General features: G+C 63.2%; 15 protein-coding genes and 2 tRNA genes. 14 read left to right on the forward strand and 3 right to left on the reverse strand.

From position 1 onward, the window contains the following. Window positions 1–147 precede the first annotated feature (147 nt). The 9 genes from CXZ10_RS03525 (at window position 148) to CXZ10_RS03565 (ending at window position 8,990) form a co-directional block, all read left to right on the forward strand. Entirely contained in the window at window positions 148–543 is a 396-nt protein-coding gene (locus CXZ10_RS03525) for a TfoX/Sxy family protein (protein ID WP_180335841.1), read from the forward strand. Between the two features lie 108 nt (window positions 544–651). Then, the gene (locus CXZ10_RS03530) at window positions 652–1,176 is read left to right on the forward strand and encodes a DUF4405 domain-containing protein (RefSeq protein ID WP_101287547.1); all 525 of its coding nucleotides are present in this window, start codon (window positions 652–654) and stop codon (window positions 1,174–1,176) included. 135 nt (window positions 1,177–1,311) lie between these two features. Then, window positions 1,312–1,396, forward strand: a tRNA-Leu gene (locus CXZ10_RS03535). Window positions 1,397–1,566: 170 nt separating this feature from the next. Further along, window positions 1,567–2,916, forward strand: coding sequence for a trigger factor (tig, locus tag CXZ10_RS03540; RefSeq protein ID WP_101287548.1), 1,350 nt, complete (start codon window positions 1,567–1,569; stop codon window positions 2,914–2,916). A gap of 340 nt (window positions 2,917–3,256) precedes the next feature. After that, a complete protein-coding gene (locus CXZ10_RS03545; RefSeq protein ID WP_101287549.1) occupies window positions 3,257–3,883 on the forward strand; it encodes an ATP-dependent Clp protease proteolytic subunit in 627 nt (208 codons plus the stop codon). 203 nt (window positions 3,884–4,086) lie between these two features. Next, window positions 4,087–5,349 carry an ATP-dependent Clp protease ATP-binding subunit ClpX gene (gene clpX, locus CXZ10_RS03550; RefSeq protein ID WP_101287550.1) on the forward strand — a complete coding sequence of 421 codons (1,263 nt, stop codon included), beginning with the start codon at window positions 4,087–4,089 and terminating at the stop codon, window positions 5,347–5,349. 354 nt (window positions 5,350–5,703) lie between these two features. Beyond that, window positions 5,704–8,136 carry an endopeptidase La gene (gene lon, locus CXZ10_RS03555; protein ID WP_101287551.1) on the forward strand — a complete coding sequence of 811 codons (2,433 nt, stop codon included), beginning with the start codon at window positions 5,704–5,706 and terminating at the stop codon, window positions 8,134–8,136. A gap of 203 nt (window positions 8,137–8,339) precedes the next feature. Further along, a complete protein-coding gene (locus CXZ10_RS03560) occupies window positions 8,340–8,615 on the forward strand; it encodes an HU family DNA-binding protein (RefSeq protein ID WP_026782895.1) in 276 nt (91 codons plus the stop codon). A gap of 299 nt (window positions 8,616–8,914) precedes the next feature. Beyond that, window positions 8,915–8,990: transfer RNA gene (locus CXZ10_RS03565), tRNA-Val, on the forward strand. 102 nt (window positions 8,991–9,092) lie between these two features. Here CXZ10_RS03565 and CXZ10_RS03570 read toward each other — a convergent pair. Further along, on the reverse strand, window positions 9,093–11,573 hold the full coding sequence (locus tag CXZ10_RS03570; protein ID WP_180335843.1) for an EAL domain-containing protein: 2,481 nt from the start codon (window positions 11,571–11,573) through the stop codon (window positions 9,093–9,095). 201 nt (window positions 11,574–11,774) lie between these two features. Continuing rightward, window positions 11,775–12,812 carry a TRAP transporter substrate-binding protein gene (locus CXZ10_RS03575; RefSeq protein ID WP_101287553.1) on the reverse strand — a complete coding sequence of 346 codons (1,038 nt, stop codon included), beginning with the start codon at window positions 12,810–12,812 and terminating at the stop codon, window positions 11,775–11,777. Between the two features lie 442 nt (window positions 12,813–13,254). Between CXZ10_RS03575 and CXZ10_RS03580 the strand changes: the two genes are divergently transcribed. The 4 genes from CXZ10_RS03580 (at window position 13,255) to glpX (ending at window position 18,112) form a co-directional block, all read left to right on the forward strand. Next, window positions 13,255–13,995, forward strand: coding sequence for a cytochrome c biogenesis CcdA family protein (locus CXZ10_RS03580; RefSeq protein WP_101287554.1), 741 nt, complete (start codon window positions 13,255–13,257; stop codon window positions 13,993–13,995). Between the two features lie 172 nt (window positions 13,996–14,167). Beyond that, window positions 14,168–15,397, forward strand: a complete 1,230-nt coding sequence (locus CXZ10_RS03585) for an LL-diaminopimelate aminotransferase (RefSeq protein WP_101287555.1) — start codon at window positions 14,168–14,170, stop codon at window positions 15,395–15,397. An 88-nt stretch (window positions 15,398–15,485) separates the two neighbouring features. Continuing rightward, entirely contained in the window at window positions 15,486–16,802 is a 1,317-nt protein-coding gene (locus tag CXZ10_RS03590; RefSeq protein ID WP_101287556.1) for a homoserine dehydrogenase, read from the forward strand. Window positions 16,803–17,125: 323 nt separating this feature from the next. Next, window positions 17,126–18,112, forward strand: a complete 987-nt coding sequence (gene glpX, locus CXZ10_RS03595; protein WP_101287557.1) for a class II fructose-bisphosphatase — start codon at window positions 17,126–17,128, stop codon at window positions 18,110–18,112. Between the two features lie 73 nt (window positions 18,113–18,185). Here glpX and CXZ10_RS03600 read toward each other — a convergent pair whose 3' ends face one another. Further along, a complete protein-coding gene (locus CXZ10_RS03600) occupies window positions 18,186–18,845 on the reverse strand; it encodes a DsbA family oxidoreductase (RefSeq protein ID WP_101287558.1) in 660 nt (219 codons plus the stop codon). 148 nt (window positions 18,846–18,993) lie between these two features. Here CXZ10_RS03600 and pcaQ point away from each other — a divergent pair, with 148 nt between their 5' ends. Continuing rightward, the gene (pcaQ, locus tag CXZ10_RS03605) at window positions 18,994–19,923 is read left to right on the forward strand and encodes a pca operon transcription factor PcaQ (protein ID WP_101287559.1); all 930 of its coding nucleotides are present in this window, start codon (window positions 18,994–18,996) and stop codon (window positions 19,921–19,923) included. Window positions 19,924–19,927 lie beyond the last annotated feature (4 nt).

Raw genomic sequence — 19,927 nt, forward strand, 5'->3', positions numbered from 1 at the left:
CGCTAACGCTCGGATGTGGAATTGCATGGCAGCAATTTACGCCTGTATGCCGGCGGTGCAAGTCGTCCACGGCTTTTTTGGCGTGATGGCTGGACGTGCCGGTTTGTTCGCTTTATGTTCCTATCGATCATATTTGCGGGGATGGCGATGGCGGACGACGGTTTCAGGGAGTATCTGCGCGAACTGATGGAGCCGCTCGGCGGCGTTACCTTCCGCAAGATGTTCGGCGGGCTCTCCATCTATCAAGACGGCATGGTGTTCGCGTTGGAGATCGAGGGCAGCCTCTACTTCAAGGTTGATGACGAAACGCGCGGTCGGTTCGTTGCCGAGGACTGCCCACAGTTCGAGTATACCACCAAGGACGGCCGGACGGCGCAGATGCCCTATTGGCGCGCGCCCGAGCGGCTTTACGACGAACCGGACGAGTTCCTCGACTGGTGTCGCGCCGCGGTCGGCGTTGCCCGTCGCAGCGAGGCGACCAAGGCCGAGGAAAAGGCGCGCAAGGTGAGCCGCAAGCGCAAGACGACGGCCGATACCGATTGATACACTTCGGCACCGTCTTGAGAGGATCGGGACGCGGCGAAGCGATAGAAGAAAGAAGAGCCAAAGGACTGGCTTCCTTAAGTTTTCTTTCTTTGTCGAGTTTTCGCCATGTCCGCCAAAGACACCCTGTTCCGCTATGCCACGCCGCTGACCACCTGGCTGTTCCTGATCTCTCTGGTCTCCGGCGTCGCTCTCTTTCTCGGCGTCGGCACGCAGTATTTCCGTGAAATGCACGAGATACTGTCGCTGTTCCTGATCGTCCCCTTCGGGTTGCACGTCTGGCGCAACTGGCGGACGCTCATGAGCTATTTCCGTCACCCGGCCATGTGGATCTCGACCGTCGTCTGCCTCGCGGCCGCCGGCGCCTTCGTCTACGAGGGGGCTAGCGCCTCCACCGACAATCCCCGCGCCGTCATCTTCGGGGCTCTCGGCAATGCTTCGGTGACGGCGCTCGCCGCGCTTGCCCACACCGACGAAGCGACGGTGACCCAACGGCTCAAGGCGATCGGCGTCGAGGTCACCTCGGCCGAGGATACGGTGGCGGGGCTCGCCAGGGCGTCGGGTCACGATAGTTTTGAGCTGTTGGGCGTCGCACTGGCGTCGGCCTCGGCGGCCGGCCAGCCCGCGCCCTGAGCCCGGCAAAGCCGGCAAAGTCGACCAAAGGGGAGGTTCGTCACGAATCCTCCCTTTTTGCTTTGTGCCCGCGGGGAAGTTTGCTATGGAGACCCCGCTTCGAGCATCGGAGGCGATGGTCGGCGCGGTTGGGTCGCGGGCGTGGTGGAATTGGTAGACACGCTGGATTTAGGTTCCAGTGGCGAAAGCCGTGGGGGTTCAAGTCCCTTCGCCCGCACCAGATCGGCCCGCCGTGATCGAGGGTGATGCGGTCGGTGTCAGGTACGCCTCCGTGGCGTCCCGCCGGTGGTGAAGACAGAATTGAACCGCTTCTTCGGACAGGCTCGGCTGGGGAAACCGCCGGAACGGTCCGTGAGGCGTTCTCGGGATCAGAGACGAAAGAAAACATCCATGCAGGTGACTGAAACCTCGACCGAAGGCCTGAAGCGCGAGCTCAAGATCGTCATCACGGCCTCCGAACTCGCTGAAAAGCTCGACGCCTACCTCGAGGACCTCAAGGGGCGCGCCCAGATCCGCGGCTTCCGTCCGGGCAAGGTTCCCAAGGCTCACCTCAAGAAGCTCTACGGCAAGTCGGCCATGGCCGAGATCGTCAACACGGTGATCGGCGAGACCTCGAACAAGGCCCTCGAAGAGCGCTCCGAGAAGGCGGCCATGCAGCCGCAGATCAAGCTTTCCGACGAAGACGCCGAGAAGATCCTGTCGGGTGACCTCGATCTCGCCTACGACCTCTCCTACGAGATCGTGCCGGAGTTCGAGCTGGCGCCGGTCGACGGCATCGCCATCGAGCGTCCGGTCGTTGAGGTGGCTGATTCGGAAGTCGAAGAGCGCCTGACCCAGATCGCCGAGGGTGCTCGCTCCTACGTTGCCCGCGAGGAAGGCGCCGCTGCCCAGAATGGCGACCGCCTGACCATCTCCTACCTCGGCAAGATCGACGGCGAGCCCTTCGAAGGCGGCGCTGACGACCGCGCTGCCATCTTCCTCGGACAGGGCCGCTTCATTCCCGGCTTCGAGGAGCAGCTGATCGGCCTCAAGGTCGGCGACAAGAAGGTCATCGAAGTGACCTTCCCCGAGGACTATCAGGCCAAGCATCTGGCCGGTAAGCCCGCCACCTTCGATATCGAAGTGTTCGAGGTCGCCGCTCCGGGCGAACTGAAGCTCGATGACGACTGGGCCAAGACGCTCGGCATGGACAGCCTCGACGCGCTGAAGGACATCGTCAAGCAGCAGATCGAATCTCAGAACGGCGGCCAGACCCGCCAGAAGGTGAAGCGTCAGCTTCTGGACGCCCTCGACGCGCAGTACTCCTTCGAGCTGCCGGCGACGCTGGTGGAGCAGGAGTTCAACGCCATCTGGGGTCAGGTCGAGGCCGAGATGAAGGCTGCCGGCAAGACCTTCGAGGATGAGGACACCACCGAGGAGAAGGCCCGCGCCGACTATCGCAAGATCGCCGAGCGTCGCGTCCGTCTCGGTCTCGTGCTGTCGAAGTTCGGCGAGCGCGAAAAGGTTCAGGTCAACGAGCAGGAACTGCAGCGCGCGCTGATCGAGCGGGCCCGCCAGTTCCCCGGCCAGGAGAAGGCCGTGTTCGACTTCTATCGCCGCGACGCCAATGCGCTTGCCTCGCTGCAGGCGCCGGTGTTCGAGGAGAAGGTGGTCGACGTGCTGCTCGGGCTGATCAAGGTCACCGACAAGACCGTCACCAAGGAAGAGCTGTTCAAGGACGACGAAGAGCCGGCCGTCTGACCGGTCAGGCAGCTATTGTCACCATGAATACCGCGGCCGGGGCGGCGACGCCCCGGCCCGTTGCGTTTCATGGCGGTCAGCCCTGCATGTGGTTCCGACCGCTTGCAGAGTTTGCCGGCGATGCATAAGTGGCTTTTATGGGGAGGTTCCCCGAAGGCCGAAGGGGCATGGAAGGCCGTACACCATGCACCGAAAATTCAGCGGCTTTGGTGTAGCCAAGTGTCCGCTTGGGATGTAACGATCACGGCAAGAGTGATTTGCAGGCGACGCCACCGCCACTCCGCAAGGCCCCGAAAGGGGATAGGAAGGCCGGTTCGTCCGTCGAACGCCGAGGGAACGTATGAAGGATCCTGTCGATTTCACCATGAGCACGCTGGTCCCGATGGTCGTCGAGCAGACGAACCGTGGCGAGCGCGCCTATGACATTTTCTCGCGCCTCCTCAAGGAGCGGATCATCTTCATCACCGGCGGAATCGACGACGGTGTCGCGACGCTGGTCAGCGCCCAGCTTCTGTTCCTGGAGTCGGAGAACCCCAACAAGGAGATCTCCCTCTATATCAATTCTCCCGGCGGTTATGTGACGGCGGGCCTCGCCATCTACGACACAATGCAGTTCATCCGCCCGAAGGTGGCGACGCTCTGCATCGGCCAGGCGGCGTCCATGGGCTCGCTGCTGCTCTGCGCCGGCGAGCCGGGCATGCGCTTCTCGCTGCCCAACGCGCGCATCATGGTGCACCAGCCGTCGGGCGGATTCCGTGGTCAGGCGGCTGACATCATGCTGCACGCTCAGGAGATCCTGAAGCTGAAGCGCCGCCTCAACCAGATCTACGTCCAGCATACTGGCCGCGATCTTGCAGCGGTCGAAGAGGCGCTGGAGCGCGACAACTTCATGGATGCCGAAGCGGCCAAGGCATTCGGCCTTGTGGACGACGTCATCCAGAAGCGGGCGGTTCCCGAACTGCCCTGAGGAAAGAGGTTTGCCGGCGCCGGAGGCGGCGGCGCTTTGAGATCGGTACGTTAAAGCTATCTTGAGTCCTTGGGGCGCAGCATGCGCGAATGGCGGTTTCGGCGGATTCGGCCATTGGTGAGGGTTCGAGAGGGAAGGTTCGGTCCGGTGCTTGCCCAAGGGCGGGGCGGCGGACCGTCCGTCAACCGAGCGGGAATGATTGGATGACTAAGGTTAGCGGCGAGTCGAAGAACACCCTCTACTGTTCGTTCTGCGGCAAGAGCCAGCATGAAGTCCGCAAGCTCATCGCGGGACCGACGGTGTTCATTTGCGATGAGTGCGTCGAGCTCTGCATGGACATCATCCGCGAGGAGTCGAAGTCCAATCTCGTGAAGTCGCGGGATGGCGTGCCGACGCCTTCGGAAATCCGCAAGGTGCTCGACGACTATGTCATCGGCCAGGACAAGGCCAAGAAGGTGCTGGCTGTGGCGGTTCACAACCACTACAAGCGCCTCAACCATGCCTCGAAGAACAACGACGTCGAGCTGGCCAAGTCGAACATCATGCTGATCGGCCCGACCGGTTCGGGCAAGACGCTGCTCGCCCAGACCCTCGCCCGCATCATCGACGTGCCCTTCACCATGTCGGACGCGACCACGCTGACCGAGGCCGGCTATGTCGGCGAGGACGTCGAGAACATCATTCTGAAGCTGCTCCAGGCTGCCGACTACAATGTCGAGCGGGCCCAGCGCGGCATCGTCTACATCGACGAGGTCGACAAGATCTCCCGCAAGTCCGACAACCCGTCGATCACCCGCGACGTGTCGGGCGAGGGCGTGCAGCAGGCATTGCTGAAGATCATGGAAGGCACGGTGGCTTCCGTTCCGCCGCAAGGTGGCCGCAAGCATCCGCAGCAGGAGTTCCTGCAGGTCGACACCACCAACATCCTGTTCATCTGCGGCGGCGCCTTTGCCGGCCTCGAGAAGATCATTTCGGCGCGCGGCAAGTCGACGTCGATCGGCTTCCAGGCCCAGGTGACGGCCCCCGAGGATCGGCGCACCGGCGAGCTGTTCGCCCAGGTGGAGCCTGAGGACCTTCTGAAGTTCGGTCTGATCCCCGAGTTTGTCGGCCGTCTGCCGGTGCTCGCCACGCTGGAAGACCTCGACGAGGCGGCGCTGGTGATCATTCTCACCGAGCCGAAGAACGCCCTGGTCAAGCAGTACCAGCGCCTGTTCGAGATGGAGAACGTCAAGCTCTCCTTCCAGGACGATGCGCTGTCCGCCGTCGCCCGCAAGGCGATCGACCGCAAGACCGGCGCCCGCGGCCTCCGCTCGATCATGGAAGGCATTCTGCTCGAAACCATGTACGAGCTGCCGAACCTTGAAGATGTGACGGAAGTGGTGATTTCCGCTGACGTCGTCGCCGGAAAGGCCAAGCCGATCTACGTCTATGGCGAGCGCCTCGACGATACGGGCACGGGTGCCTGATAGTCTCCATGGGCGGCGATTGATTTGCCGCCCTTCTTCCCGGCCAAAAGGGGTCGGGAGCGTCGTGCGTCGGGGCCAATGACGCTTTCGTGTCAAGGTCTTGAAAGCACAGTCGCCGCGATCCATGTATCCGCTTACGCGGCGGCAACGGAAACGGGAAAGGCGCCCGGCCTCGCGCCCATGACGGGGCGAACCGGACGGCCACGCAGCGGATCACCCACTCCGATCCTCTCCCCCGTTGCCGGAACCAGGGCCATCCGATGATCCAGTCGGCAGCCCTTGCCGTAAACCGCGTGCGACGGACGTCGGCGCCGAAAGGCCAAGCCGGCGGGCCACCAGAAAGGAAACCACTCCATGGCCGCATCCACCTCCGCGACCGGCGCCGAACGGGACGTCTTCCCCGTCCTGCCGCTTCGTGACATCGTCGTTTTCCCGCACATGATCGTGCCGCTGTTCGTGGGCCGCGAGAAGTCCATCCGCGCCCTCGAAGAAGTGATGACGGCCGACAAGCAGATCCTCCTGGCGACGCAGCGCAACGCCTCCGACGATGATCCTGCCTCAGGCGACATCTATACCGTCGGCACGCTCGCGACTGTGCTTCAGCTCCTCAAGTTGCCCGACGGCACGGTGAAGGTGCTGGTCGAAGGCGCCCGCCGGGCCGAAGTGATCAATTTCATCGACCGCTCCGACTACTTCGAGGCCGAGGTGCGCCCGCTCGATGAGGTGGAGAGCGACCGCGTCGAGGTCGAGGCGCTGGCCCGCTCCGTGCTGGTCGAGTTCGACAACTATGTCAAGCTGAACAAGAAGGTGTCTCCCGAGGTGCTCGGCACCATCAAGGAGATCGACGACTACGCCAAGCTCGCCGACACCATCGCCAGCCATCTCGCCGTCAAGATCTCCGAGAAGCAGGAAGTTCTGTCTCTGAAGTCGGTGGTCGAGCGGCTCGAGCGCGTGCTGGGCCTGATGGAGAGCGAGATTTCCGTTCTGCAGGTGGAAAAGCGCATCCGCAGCCGCGTCAAGCGGCAGATGGAGAAGACCCAGCGCGAGTACTATCTCAACGAGCAGATGAAGGCGATCCAGAAGGAGCTCGGCGACGGCGAGGAAGGCAAGGACGAGCTTGCCGAACTCGAGGAGCGCATCAAGCGCACCAAGCTCTCCAAGGAAGCGCGCGAAAAGGCAACGGCCGAGCTGAAGAAGCTCAGGCAGATGTCTCCCATGTCGGCCGAAGCCACCGTGGTGCGCAACTACCTCGACTGGATTCTCGGCATTCCCTGGAAGGCTCGCTCCAAGACCCGTGACGACCTCGCCTATGCCGAAGCGGTGCTGAACGAGGACCATTTCGGCCTCGACAAGGTCAAGGAACGCATCATCGAGTATCTGGCGGTGCAGAGCCGGGCCAACAAGCTGAAGGGGCCGATCATCTGCCTCGTCGGTCCGCCGGGCGTCGGCAAGACCTCGCTCGCCAAGTCGATCGCCAAGGCGACCGGCCGTGAATATGTGCGCATGTCGCTGGGCGGCGTGCGGGACGAGGCGGAAATCCGCGGTCACCGCCGTACCTATATCGGCTCGATGCCCGGCAAGGTCATCCAGTCGATGAAGAAGGCGAAGAAGTCCAACCCGCTCTTCCTGCTCGACGAGATCGACAAGATGGGCATGGATTTCCGCGGCGATCCGTCGTCGGCCCTGCTGGAGGTTCTCGACCCCGAGCAGAACCACACCTTCATGGACCACTACCTTGAGGTCGAGTACGACCTCTCGGACGTGATGTTCGTGACGACCGCCAACACGCTGAATATCCCCGGCCCGCTGATGGACCGCATGGAGATCATCCGCATCGCCGGCTATACCGAGGACGAGAAGGTCGAGATCGCCAAAAGGCACCTGCTGCCGAAGTCGATCGCCGACCATGGTCTTCGCGCGGGCGAGTATGAGATCACCGACGATGCCATTCGCGCGGTGATCCGGCAGTACACCCGGGAAGCCGGCGTGCGTAACCTCGACCGAGAGATGATGTCGCTCGCCCGCAAGGCGGTGACCGAGCTTCAGAAGTCGAAGGGCGCGTTGAAGTCGGTCACGGTGACGCCGGAGAAGGTCGAGCAGTATCTCGGCGTGCCGCGCTTCCGGCATGGAGAGGCCGAGGGTACCGATCAGGTCGGCGTCGTCACGGGTCTTGCGTGGACCGAGGTCGGCGGCGAGCTGCTCACCATCGAAAGCGTGCGTCTGCCCGGAAAAGGCCGCATGACGGTGACCGGCAACCTGAAGGACGTGATGAAGGAATCGATCTCGGCGGCGGCGTCCTACGTCCGCTCGCGCGCTATCGATTTCGGTATCGAACCGCCGCTGTTCGACAAGCGTGACATCCACGTGCACGTTCCGGAAGGCGCTACGCCGAAGGATGGTCCGTCGGCCGGTATCGCCATGGTGACCTCCATCGTGTCGGTGATGACCGGCGTGCCGGTGCGCCACGACGTTGCCATGACCGGTGAGATCACGCTGCGCGGCCGCGTGCTGCCCATCGGCGGTCTCAAGGAGAAGCTGCTCGCCGCTCATCGCGGTGGCATCAAGACGGTGCTGATCCCCGACGAGAACGCCAAGGACCTCGCCGACATTCCGGAGAACGTCCGGAACGGCATGGAAGTCATTCCGGTGGCCCACATGGACGATGTGCTGAAGGTGGCTTTGGTGAAGCCGCTGGAGCCGATCGCATGGGACGAATCGAAGGAAGCGACGTCTGCGCCGGTCGCCGAAGGCGATGCCGGGGATCTAGCGCCGATTACCGCCCATTGAACCAACGTGGGACACTTGTCCAGCAAATTTCCGACCCGGGCCCCCAAAGCCCGGGTCTTTTTCGTTTTCGGTCAAAAAATCGCGCATAAGCCGTCTTTCCGCACTTGATTTTCCCCGGAAATCCGGGAAACGTGCCGCCGGGGTGACGGGCTAACTACAAGATGGCAGTCCGCTACCGACAGAGTCAGACAAAGGGACACGACATGAACAAGAACGATCTGGTCACGCAGGTCGCCGAGAAGGCGTCGCTCAACAAGGCGCAGGCCGGTGCCGCCGTCGACGCGGTCTTCGCGACGATCACCGAGGCGCTCAAGGCGGGCGACGAAGTTCGCATCGTCGGCTTCGGCAACTTCGTTGTGACCGAGCGCGCCGCTTCCGAGGGCCGCAACCCGCAGACGGGCGAGCCGCTCAAGATCGCTGCTTCCAAGCAGCCGAAGTTCCGCGTGGGCAAGGGCCTCAAGGACGCGGTCAACGGCTGACCTCCGAGTCGGCCCGGCCGGCAACCGGATCGGGACCGACGCTAGTGACTTTGAACGGCGCGGCCGGCGACGGTCGCGCCCTTTTTGCTTTTGTCCTGCGTCCACATCGCGTCAGGCCATCGATCTTGCAATCGGCTGGCCGAGTGGGTAGAGCAGGGGGCCGGTTCGCCCTGGAGCATTCGTCGACCAACTGAAGCATTTGGTCGCCCAGCGAATGCTCCAGTTCATTGCTGGAGCAGCCGCTTTTCGATCAGGTTGAGAAAACCTGATCGGCGGGTGCTCTGGCGGCGGGCCAGGGCGGGCGGTTAGCTCAGTTGGTAGAGCGCCAGTTTTACACACTGGATGTCGGCGGTTCGAGACCGTCACCGCCCACCATCGTTCTTTCAAGAAATCGAGCGTTGGAGGTTTTCCCCGACGTCGCTGCTCGGCACGAGCGACATCGAGACGCGCAGAAGGGCCCTGGCGGGCCTCACATGCTTAGGCGGCCGAGATGGCGGAGCCGCCTTCCGCAAACATCCGGGAGACTTCTTCGGCCGGCACGGGCATGCCCAGCAGGAAGCCCTGGACGGTGTCGCAGCCTTCGGCGCGCAGGCGCTCGAACTGCTGCTCGCTCTCCACGCCCTCGGCGGTGGTGGCGATATTGAGATTGGACGACAGGCTGGCGACGGCCCGGACGATGGCCAGCGATTCCTGGTCGCCTTCGCCGAGGTCGGCCACGAAGGATCGGTCGATCTTGATCCGGTCGAAATGGAACTGGCGCAGGTAGCCGAGGCTGGAATAGCCGGTGCCGAAGTCGTCCATGGCGATGCGCACGCCGATCTCATGCAGCCGCTGCAGGATGGCGAGGGTCATCGAGGTGTCGGCAATCAGCACGCGCTCGGTGATCTCGATCTCCAACCGATGGGCTTCGAGGCCGGAGGCGGCCAGCGCCGCCAGGACCTGATCGGCGAAGGTGCGCTCGCGGAACTGAACCGGGGAGACGTTGACGGCTATGCTGATATGGCCGGGCCAACTCGCCGCGTCGCGGCAGGCCTGTTCCAAGACCCACTGGCCCATCGGCACGATCAGGCCCACTTCCTCGGCCAGCCAGATGAACTCGTTGGGTGCGACGATGCCGCGCGTCGGGTGGTTCCAGCGCAACAACGCCTCGAAGCCGATGATCTCGCGATTGTCCATGCTGAACATCGGCTGGTAGTGGAGGCAAAGCTCCTCCGAGATCAGGGCGCGGCGAAGTTCCAGTTCCAACAGGCGGCGCGTCTGAGAGCGCAGGCTCATCTCGTCGCGGAAGAAGCGATAGACGCCGCGACCGTCGGCCTTGGCCGTATAGAGGGCCATGTCGGCGTTCTTGAGCAGGGTATCGGCATTGCTGCCGTCCAACGGGGCGATGGCGATGCCGACGCTGGCGCCGATGATGATCTGCTGGCCGTCGATCTCATAGGGCTCGCCGACGATTCGGACGATGCGCCGGGCAAGATCGGTGGCGGCTTCCGGCTGTTGGACCGGGCCGAGCTGAATGATGGCGAACTCGTCGCCACCGAAGCGCGCGGCGATGTCATTCTGGCTGATGCAAGACCGCAGGCGGTCGGCCACAGCCTGCAACAGCGCGTCGCCGACAGGATGGCCGAGGGTGTCATTGACGTTCTTGAAGCGGTCGAGATCGATGCAGAGAACGGCGATGCGTTCCTTGTCGCTGATCTCCGACAGCGCGTCTTCAAGGCTGTCGCGGAACAGCAGGCGGTTGCCGAGATCGGTCAGCGCGTCGTGGCGCGCCATATGGCGGATCTTCTCCTCGACGCGCCGGCGGGCCGTGATGTCTTCGTGAATCGCGATCCAGCCGCCACCGGCGATGTTCTGAATGCCCAACGACAGGATGCGATCGTCGCTGGTCTCGTAAACGAAATGGGTGGTCCCGGAATGGCTGGAGCGGGCTTCGGCCAGCACTTCGGCGACCGGGACGTAGATGCCGCCATGCCGGAAGGCATCGGCGAAGATCTCATGGTGGGTGCGGCCGCGCAGCGTGTCCTCCGGCGCCAAGCCATACATGTCGCAATAAATCCGGTTACAGATGATCAGCCGGTCGGAGGCGTCGAACATCGAGAGACCGACCGGCATGTTGGCGACGGCTGCCCTCAGGCGCTCCCATTCCCGCTCGGCATTGCGGGCGAACTCACGGCTGTGGATCAGCGCGTCGCGATAGCCGGCCAGGGCGAACAGAAGCACGCCGATTTCGTCGCGTCGGGGGCTCGGTTCCGGGATGGGAGTCGTATGGTCGCCGATCGTCAGGCGCCGCATGGCGTGGGCGACATTGCGGAGCGGGCCGGATACGTTGCGCTGAACCCAGAAAACCGCTCCGAGAGCCGCCAGACTGGCGATCACCAAGGCGATCAGAGATTGGGTAACAGCCCGCGACACGGCCGTGGAGGCCCGTGCAGCGGCGTCTTCGGATCGCGCCTTGGCATAGGCGATGAGGTTCTCCAGTTCGTTCACCGCCGCCTGATACTGAAGACGCGTCGTGCCGTTGGCATACTCGGTCGCCTGTTCCAGCTCGCCGCTGTCGATCGCGTCGTTCACCTGATCGAGCGAGGCGAGATAGATCTCCCAGGCATGGGAGAAGATGGCAAACAGCCTTGCCTCCTCGGGCGAGCTGATGGTCGCCTTGAAGCTGGCAGAGGCCGTGTTGAGGTCGAGGCGCGTCTCGTTGAGGCTGGCATCGATCTCGGCAAGATTGCGGTAGTCGATGACTTGCAGACGCCGCATGACGACCAGATTGTGCTGCAAGGCGAGACGACGCAACTTCTCCAGAAGCTCCACCTGGGGAAGCCTGACTTCGCGGATCTCGGTGGTGACCCTGTTGACCGAGATGATCTGGGCAACACCCAGTCCGCTGACGGCGGCAATCAGCAACATGACAAAAACGATCGCACCGGACAGCTTGGCCCGGATGCTGGCGTTTCTCATGATACCGATCGGCTCGTCGTGCCAACTCATCTGTCTTGGCTTCTCCCCGTGCGTCCCTGGCGCTCCCGACCCCGGCCCGCTACCTAAGATTGATACCCAGATCACCGCCAACTCGTTGCTCCGTCTGCTCCCTCAAGCTCGGTCCGGGCTGATCCTCCGTGCCCGCCGGGCTTCGTGGGCAAACCGCCTTAACTGTCAGTCTCAGCGAAGATAACTGAAACGCTTCCAGAACCCATAGTCGTTACGAAACCGCACATAGGACTCGTAAATCTGCTTGAATCTCGGGTTGGCGGCCATCTCCTCCTCGGCCACCTTGCCCCAGGCAGCCTCGAAGGTGAGGAGGAGATCCGGTGACCAGCGGCGGAGCTTGATGCCTCGCTTCTTGATTTCCTCAAGGGCCTCGGTCTGCATTGTTTCGGCTCGGCCGAGACTGTCGCGCATCACCGCCGCGCAGACGGTTTCGATCGTCTCCTGCTGCTTTCCGGTGAGCCCGTCCCACGTCGCGTCGTTGAAGTAGAGCTCGTAGAGTGTCGACGGCTGATGCCAGCCCGGAAAATAGTAGTATTTTGCGACGCTCTGAAGGCCGAGGGCCAAATCCATCGACGGCAATGAGTATTCCGCCGCCTCGATCTCCCCCCTCTTGATCGCGTCGACGATTTCGCCTGGCGACTTCTGTATCACATCGGCGCCGAGCCGGGCGAGCACGCGGCCTCCTAGGCCAAAAAAACGGATACGAAGGCCCTTCAGATCGTTGATGGTGCGGATTTCCTTGGAAAACCATCCGGCGCCCTCGGGCGGGAGCACCATGCAGGGCACGTTGTGGACGGAGTATTTCGCAAACAGCTCGCGCGACAGGGTGAGGCCGCCCCCCTCGAACAGCCAAGCCATGTACTCGATGGTGTCTGGTCCGAAGGGAATGGCGCTCAGAAGCTCGAAGGCGCTGTCGTGAGCTGCGAACTGACCTGCGGTCGACCAGGCGGCGGCGATCTCGCCGGTGGTCACCCTGTTTACCGTGTCCGACGCCGGAGCGAGATTGCCCGGCACGTGAAACACGAGCTGGACCTCGCCACCGGTCAGGCTATCGACCTGTTCGCTCAGTCGGCCCACGGCCTCGGAGAATAGCGGCAGCGACAGCGGGAACGTACTGGCGACGTGAATCACCTTCGCGTCGCCCGCAAATGCAGACGTCACGAGGCTGGCAGTCAATGCCAGTCCGGCGATCGCCGACAGTCTGATCATCCGTTCCCCCGAAGCGCACAACCACCCGCAACCCTAGGGGTCAACATATGCGAGCAATGCTAGATAACGGTTAACTTGCGAAACGTGGGGCCGCACCTTGTTCCGATAAAAACAGGAAACCCTGCTTCGCCCGGAAAAGCAACTCCATTTGAACTTCGTCCCCAGCGCGTATCTTTGTCGTTGGCGGTGCTGACGGGTCTAGTCTCGAAATTTGCCAATTCAATCAGAGATGCATGATTTCTACCTGTAGAACTTCTTGAATTGAGAAACTTGCCTAATGACGGGGAAACGAGGGCTGTTAAGTCTGCATAGGTCGAGCGCTTAACTTGACCGAGGGGGGCTCGAAATGCGCATCCCGGCAATTTGATAGAAGACTAAAAAACCTGCCTCGCATGCGATCCTGAAATCGAGTATCAGTCGGTGCCCGCCTTGCAGAGGCCATATGGACGCGAACGTAACACTGATTGCAGCTTTCGGCGCCGGACTGCTCTCCTTCGTGAGCCCCTGCGTGCTGCCGCTCGTTCCGCCATATCTCGGCTTCCTGACCGGAGCGTCGATCGAAGAGCTGACCGGTGAGGAAATGACCCGGCTGGCTGCCAAGCGACGGGCGGCCGAAGTTGCACTTTCGTTCATCCTCGGATTCACCTGCGTCTTTGTGACGCTGGGGGCGACGGCCTCGGTCTTCGGCCAGATTCTTCGTCAGTGGTCCGAGGTTCTCGGAGTTCTGGCCGGCCTGTTCATTATCGTGATGGGCCTGCATTTTCTTGGCTTGTTCCGGGTGGCATTGTTCTATCGCGAAGCGCGATTCCACGATTTCCGCGTCAGGGCGGGTCTCGGCGGCGCGTTTCTGCTCGGCCTTGCCTTTGCCTTCGGCTGGACCCCCTGCATCGGTCCGGTGCTCGCCACCATTCTGTCGGTGGCCGGCAGCCGCGATACCGTCGGCGACGGGGCGCTGCTGCTGGCCGTCTATTCTCTGGGACTTGGCGTCCCGTTTCTGATTGCCGCATTGTTTGCGGCCCGTTTCGTGCTGTTCATGCGTCGGTTCCGCCGCCATTTTCCCCTGGTGGAGCGAGCTATGGGCGGCGTGCTGGTTGTTACCGGCGCGCTGTTCCTGTCAGGCGGCATGCAGCGCGCGTCGTTCTGGCTTCTGGAAAACTTCCCGGCTCTCTCCACCATCGGCTGAAACCGCGGCGGGCCGGGTAGGGCGGCCACAGCGGCGGCTTTTTGGCGAGATCGGTCGACGACCGGCCAAAAGCCACTTCCCCCTCCGCCCGGAATTGATCTAGAAGCACAGACCCGCCTGCCGGCGCGGGGCGAAAACCGCCGGCTTCCACGACCACACTGAGGTCAACCCCATGAGCAACAACGAGTTCCACAAGATCAAGCGCCTCCCGCCGTATGTCTTCGAGCAGGTCAACCGGCTCAAGGCTGCCGCGCGAGCTTCGGGCGCAGATATTGTCGACCTTGGCATGGGCAATCCCGACCTGCCGACGGCGCGCTACGTGGTCGACAAGCTGATCGAAACGGTGCAGCGGCCGGACACCCACGGCTATTCGGCGTCGCGGGGAATCAACGGCCTCAGGAAGGCGCAGGCGGCCTATTACGCCCGCCGTTTCGGCGTGAAGCTCAACCCCGACACGCAGATCGTGGCGACGCTGGGCTCCAAGGAAGGCTTCGCCAACATGGCGCAGGCCATCACCGCGCCGGGCGATGTCATTCTCTGCCCCAATCCGTCCTATCCGATCCACGCCTTCGGCTTCCTGATGGTCGGCGGCGTCATCCGGTCGGTTCCGGTCACGCCGGGGCCGGAGTTCTTCCACGCGCTCGAGCGCGCAGTGACCCACTCCATCCCGAAGCCGCTCGCCCTCATCCTTTGCTATCCGTCGAACCCGACGGCCGAGGTGGTCGAGCTCGACTTCTACAAGGACGTGGTGGCCTTCGCCCGCAAGCACGAGGTGTTCGTGCTCTCCGATCTCGCTTACTCGGAGATCTATTTCGACGGCGTTCCGCCGCCGTCGGTGCTGGAAGTGCCGGGCGCCATGGACGTCTGCGTCGAGTTCACCTCGATGTCCAAAACCTTCTCCATGGCCGGCTGGCGCATGGGATTTGCCGTGGGCAATGAGCGGTTGATCGCCGCGCTGTCGCGCGTCAAGTCCTATCTCGATTATGGTGCCTTCACGCCGATCCAGGTGGCGGCGACAGCCGCGCTCAACGATCCCGAAGCCGACGCTCATATCGAAGACGTGCGCCAGACCTACAAGCGCCGCCGCGACGTGATGGTGGAGAGCTTTGGCCGGGCGGGCTGGGAGATCCCGGTGCCGCGCGCCTCGATGTTCGCTTGGGCGCCATTGCCGGAGCGGTTCAAGTCGCTGGGCAGCCTGGAGTTTTCCAAGCTACTGATCGAGAAGGCCGAGGTGGCCGTCGCGCCCGGCATCGGCTTCGGCGAGCAGGGCGACGACTACGTCCGCATCGCTCTCGTGGAGAACGAACAGCGCATTCGCCAGGCCGCACGCGGGCTCCGTCGATTCTTCGACACGGCCGACGAAACCATGCATAACTACGCCCCGGTCGGCCGCGACCGCTGACCCCGCACCTTAAAAAACGGACATGGCCTTTCCGGTGAACTCGCTTCTCCGGAAAGGCTCTGCAGACAGAGAGTTTCGGAAAAGCACCATGGGTAAACCGCTTCGCCTCGGCATCGCCGGTCTCGGGACCGTCGGCGCATCCGTCGTTCGCATCGTTCAGTCCAACCTCAGCTCGCTGACGCTGAGAGCGGGACGGCCGGTGACGATCACGGCCGTGTCGGCGCGCGACCGCAAGCGCGACCGGGGCATCAATGTCGACGGTTTTGCCTGGTACGACGATCCGGTGGCCATGGTCGCCGATCCGAACGTCGATGTGGTGATCGAACTGATCGGCGGCGCGTCCGGTGCCGCCGAGGCCGTGGTGCGCGCCGCGCTTGCTGCCGGCAAGCCGGTGATCACGGCCAACAAGGCGCTGCTCGCCCGGCACGGCGTCGAACTTGCCCGTCTCGCCGAGGCGGCGGGCCTGTCCATCGGCTTCGAGGCGGCGGTGGCCGGTGGCATTCCGGTGATCAAGACGCTGAAGGAGAGCCTTGCCGGCAACACCGTGACCGGCATCGTCGGCATCCTGAACGGCACCTGCAACTACATCCTGACCCGGATGGAAAAGGAGCAGCTGTCGTTCGAGACCTGCCTCGCCGAGGCACAGCGGCTTGGCTATGCCGAAGCCGACCCGACCTTCGACGTCGGCGGCTTCGATACCGCGCACAAGCTCGCCATCCTGACCAGCCTCGCCTTCGGCACGGAGATCGATGCCGACGCCATCTATGTCGAGGGTATCACCTCGATCTCGCTCGAAGACATCAAGGCGGCCGACGAGCTGGGCTATCGCATCAAGCTTTTGGGCGTTGCGCGGCGGACCGACAGCGGCATCGAAGCGCGGGTCAACCCCGCCATGGTGCCGAAGAAATCGGTGGTGGCGCAGACCTCCGGCGTGCTCAACGCTGTAGCCTTCGATGGCGACGCGTTGGGCGAGGTGGTCCTCGTCGGGCCGGGCGCTGGCGGCAGCGCCACGGCGTCGTCGGTCATCGCCGATATCGTCGACGCGGCGCGTGGCCACCGCACTCCGGTGTTTGGACTGCCGGTGAACGAGCTCATGCTCTACCAGAAGGCCGAGATACAGGCGCACAAGGGCGGCTACTACGTGCGCCTCTCAGTCTATGATCGGCCGGGCGCCTTCGCCGGGATCGCCAAGAGCATGGCCGACCGCGACATATCCCTGGAGTCGATCGTTCAGCATCGCCGCTCGAACGACGATGAGGCGCCCGGCCACACCGGTGCGCCGCAGCCGGTGGTGCTCATCACCTATGCTACGCGTGAGACGGAGATCCGGGCCGCGCTTGAGGCGATCGAGGCGGCCGGCCACATCGCCGAGAAGCCGACGCTGATCCGCATCGAAAGTCTGTAAGGCGACCCTGTCGGTCCTCGGGGTATTTCCAGGTCCGACTTGGGGAATGCTGCTATCGACTTTTTGCATGTCTGATGGTCGAACTGACGATGGTTCGGGTAAATGGCGGTATTTCGCCAGTATCCGTGATGCCGCGCGCTTGCGGCATGGTTAACTCATCGACGGAACATCCGTATTGCGTCCTATGGCGCATTGACCTCTATCGTTCGTTCTTCATACCTCGCTAAGGTATCGACCGGGTTTTCTCCCCGTTCGCGCAGCCAAAAGACCTCCCTTGGCTGCAGCGACGAACTTGGTTGGCTGTCCGAACCGCGGGTTGTTTCATGTCGCAAAAATTCTCCAATTCTCTCGACCGTATTCTGACCCTGGAGATTGTTCGGGTTACCGAACGCACGGCCATGGCCGCCGCCCGCCAGCGCGGCCACGGCGACGAGCGCGCCGCCGACCAGGCGGCCGTGGATGCCATGCGCGCCGAGCTCAACCAACTGCCGGTTCATGGCACCATCATGATCGGTGAGGGCGAGCGTGACGAAGCGCCGATGCTCTACATCGGCGAGGAGGTCGGTAGCGGCAAAGGACCGCGTGTCGACATCGCGGTCGACCCGCTCGAAGGCACAACCATGTGTGCCAAGAACCAGACAAACTCGCTGGCCTGCATTGCCATCGCCGAACAGGGCGGTTTGCTGAACGCCCCCGACGTCTACATGGACAAGATCGCCATCGGTCCCGGCTTCCCGCCCGGCCTCGTCGATCTCGACGCCACGCCGACCGATAACATCCGCGCCCTGGCCAAGGCCAAGGGCGTGCCGGTGTCGGCGATCACCTGCTGCATTCTCGATCGGCCGCGCCATGCCCGGCTGATCGACGAGGTGCGCGGTCTCGGCGCCTCCATTCGCCTCATTGGCGATGGCGATATCGCCGGCATCATCCAGACGACCGATCCGGAAGAGACCAGCATCGACATCTATCTCGGCGTAGGTGGCGCGCCCGAGGGCGTGCTGGCCGCAGCGGCACTCCGCTGCCTCGGCGGCCAGATGCAGGGTCGGCTGATGATCAACCGCCCTGAGCACATCGAGCGCGCCCGGCGCATGGGCATCGAGGACATCGCCAAGAAGTACAGCATGGAGGACATGGCGCAGGGCGACGTGCTGTTTGCCGCCACCGGCGTCACCAAGGGCAACCTGCTCGACGGCGTGCGCTTCAAGGGCGGCAAGATCATCACGGACACCGTGGTGATGCGGTCGTGGACCGGTACCGTCCGTCGCATCAAGGCCGAGCATATCGACCGCGACAAGATCGGCGTCGTCTGACGCGTCGCTCGTCATGAAGAGAGAAAGGGGCGCCCCGATCGGGGCGCCCCTTCGTCGTTTCTGACCTTTGTCGTCAGGCCTTTGTCGCATCCAGTTCCGCGGCGATCCGGCGCAAAGCGTCGACCAGCACTTCCGAGGTCTGTGCGCCGGAGATGGCAAACTTGTTCTCGACGATGACCGTCGGTACGCCGGTGATTCCGATCCGGCCGGCATGGGCGATTTCAGCCTTCACCGCGTCGAGGTCCACGCCATCCTCGAGCTTCATGGTCACTTCGTCGCCGTCGAGGCCGACCTCTTCGGCAGCGGCGATCAGCGTGTCCGCCTTGGTGAGATCGGCGCCTTCCTCGAAGAACAGGGAGAACAATCGCTCCAGCATGGGGTCGCCGAGGCCTTCCGCTGCCGCCCAGCGAATGAGGCGATGGGCGTCGAGCGTGTTGGGAGACCTTTCGATGAGGTCGAACGCATAGGTGATGCCGACGTCGGCGCCGAGGCTGAAAAGACGGGCGTGCGCCTCGTCCAGCGCGTCGGCACTGCCGAACTTGCCGATGACGTACTCCTCGCGCTCAATGCCTTCCTCGGGGATGGTGGGATCGAGCTGAAACGGCCGATAGCGAACCTCGATGTCGAGATCGTCGAGTTCGGCGATCGCGGCGTCGAGCCGGCGCTTGCCGAGGAAACACCAGGGGCAGACTACATCGACGATGACGTCGAGATGGAGTTTGGGCTTCTGCATGAGGACTCCTGGGTGATCGCCCGGTTGGGCGGCGTTTGGGCCATCCTACCACCGATTACGGACGAGGGCGGACACGGACTCGACCAATGTTCCATGGCAGAGGAACGCATTGCCCCGTTACATAACGGCCGGTTATAGAGGGCCCGACGTGATCGAGAACCGCATCAAACATAGGCACCTGAGTTCCTTTGTGGAAGTCGCCCGCTTGAAAAGCATTGGCAAGGCGGCGATCTCGCTGTCCATCAGCCAGCCGGCGGTGTCGAAGACCATCCGCGAACTGGAGGAAATCCTCGGCGTCGAACTGTTCGACCGCAGCCACCGATCCGTGGTTCTTTCCTATTATGGCGAGGTGTTCCTGCGCTTTGCTGGGGCTTCCATCGCCGCGCTGCGCCAGGGCGTCGAATCGGTGGAACTGGCGCTGCAGCAGGGGGCATCGATCGTTCGTGTCGGCGCGCTCGCCTCGGCCTCGGCGCGCGTCCTGCCGGATGCGGTCAGCCGGTTTCTCGGCGCCAGCGTCGGAACGACCCCACAAATCATAACCGCCGACAACGTCTCCATCCTCAACCAGCTCAAAGCTGGAGAGCTCGATTTCGCACTGGGGCGCATGGGCTCGCCGGCCGATATGGTGGGTCTTGCCTTCGAGCATCTCTATACCGAGCGCGTGGCGGTGGTGGCGCGGCGGGATCACCCGCTGTTCGCCCAAGGTTCCGGGCTGGGTCGGTTGTTCGACTATGTGGTGCTCGTCCCGCCGCCGGGTTCGATTATCCATGATCATGCCGTGGAGCTGTTGATTAGGCTGGCCGCCGGCCCGCAGCTTCGGCGCATCGATACGGTGTCGACGGTGTTCGGCCGATCCTTCACAACCGCCAGCGATGCCATCTGGATCGCTCACTATGGCGAGGTGGCCGGCGACATTGCCGCCGGTACGCTGCGGGAACTGCCGGTCGATACGTCCGATACCTTCGGGCCGCTCGGGCTTGTTGTCTGGTCGGGGGCGCCGCTTTCGCTGGGCGCCGAGTTGATGATGGCGGCCATCCGAGAGGTGGCCGCCGAGGTGAGGGCGGAAGGCGAGCGCTGATCGG

Origin of the sequence: Pleomorphomonas diazotrophica (assembly GCF_002844595.1) — a bacterium.
GTDB classification, from domain to species: Bacteria; Pseudomonadota; Alphaproteobacteria; order Rhizobiales; family Pleomorphomonadaceae; genus Pleomorphomonas; species Pleomorphomonas diazotrophica.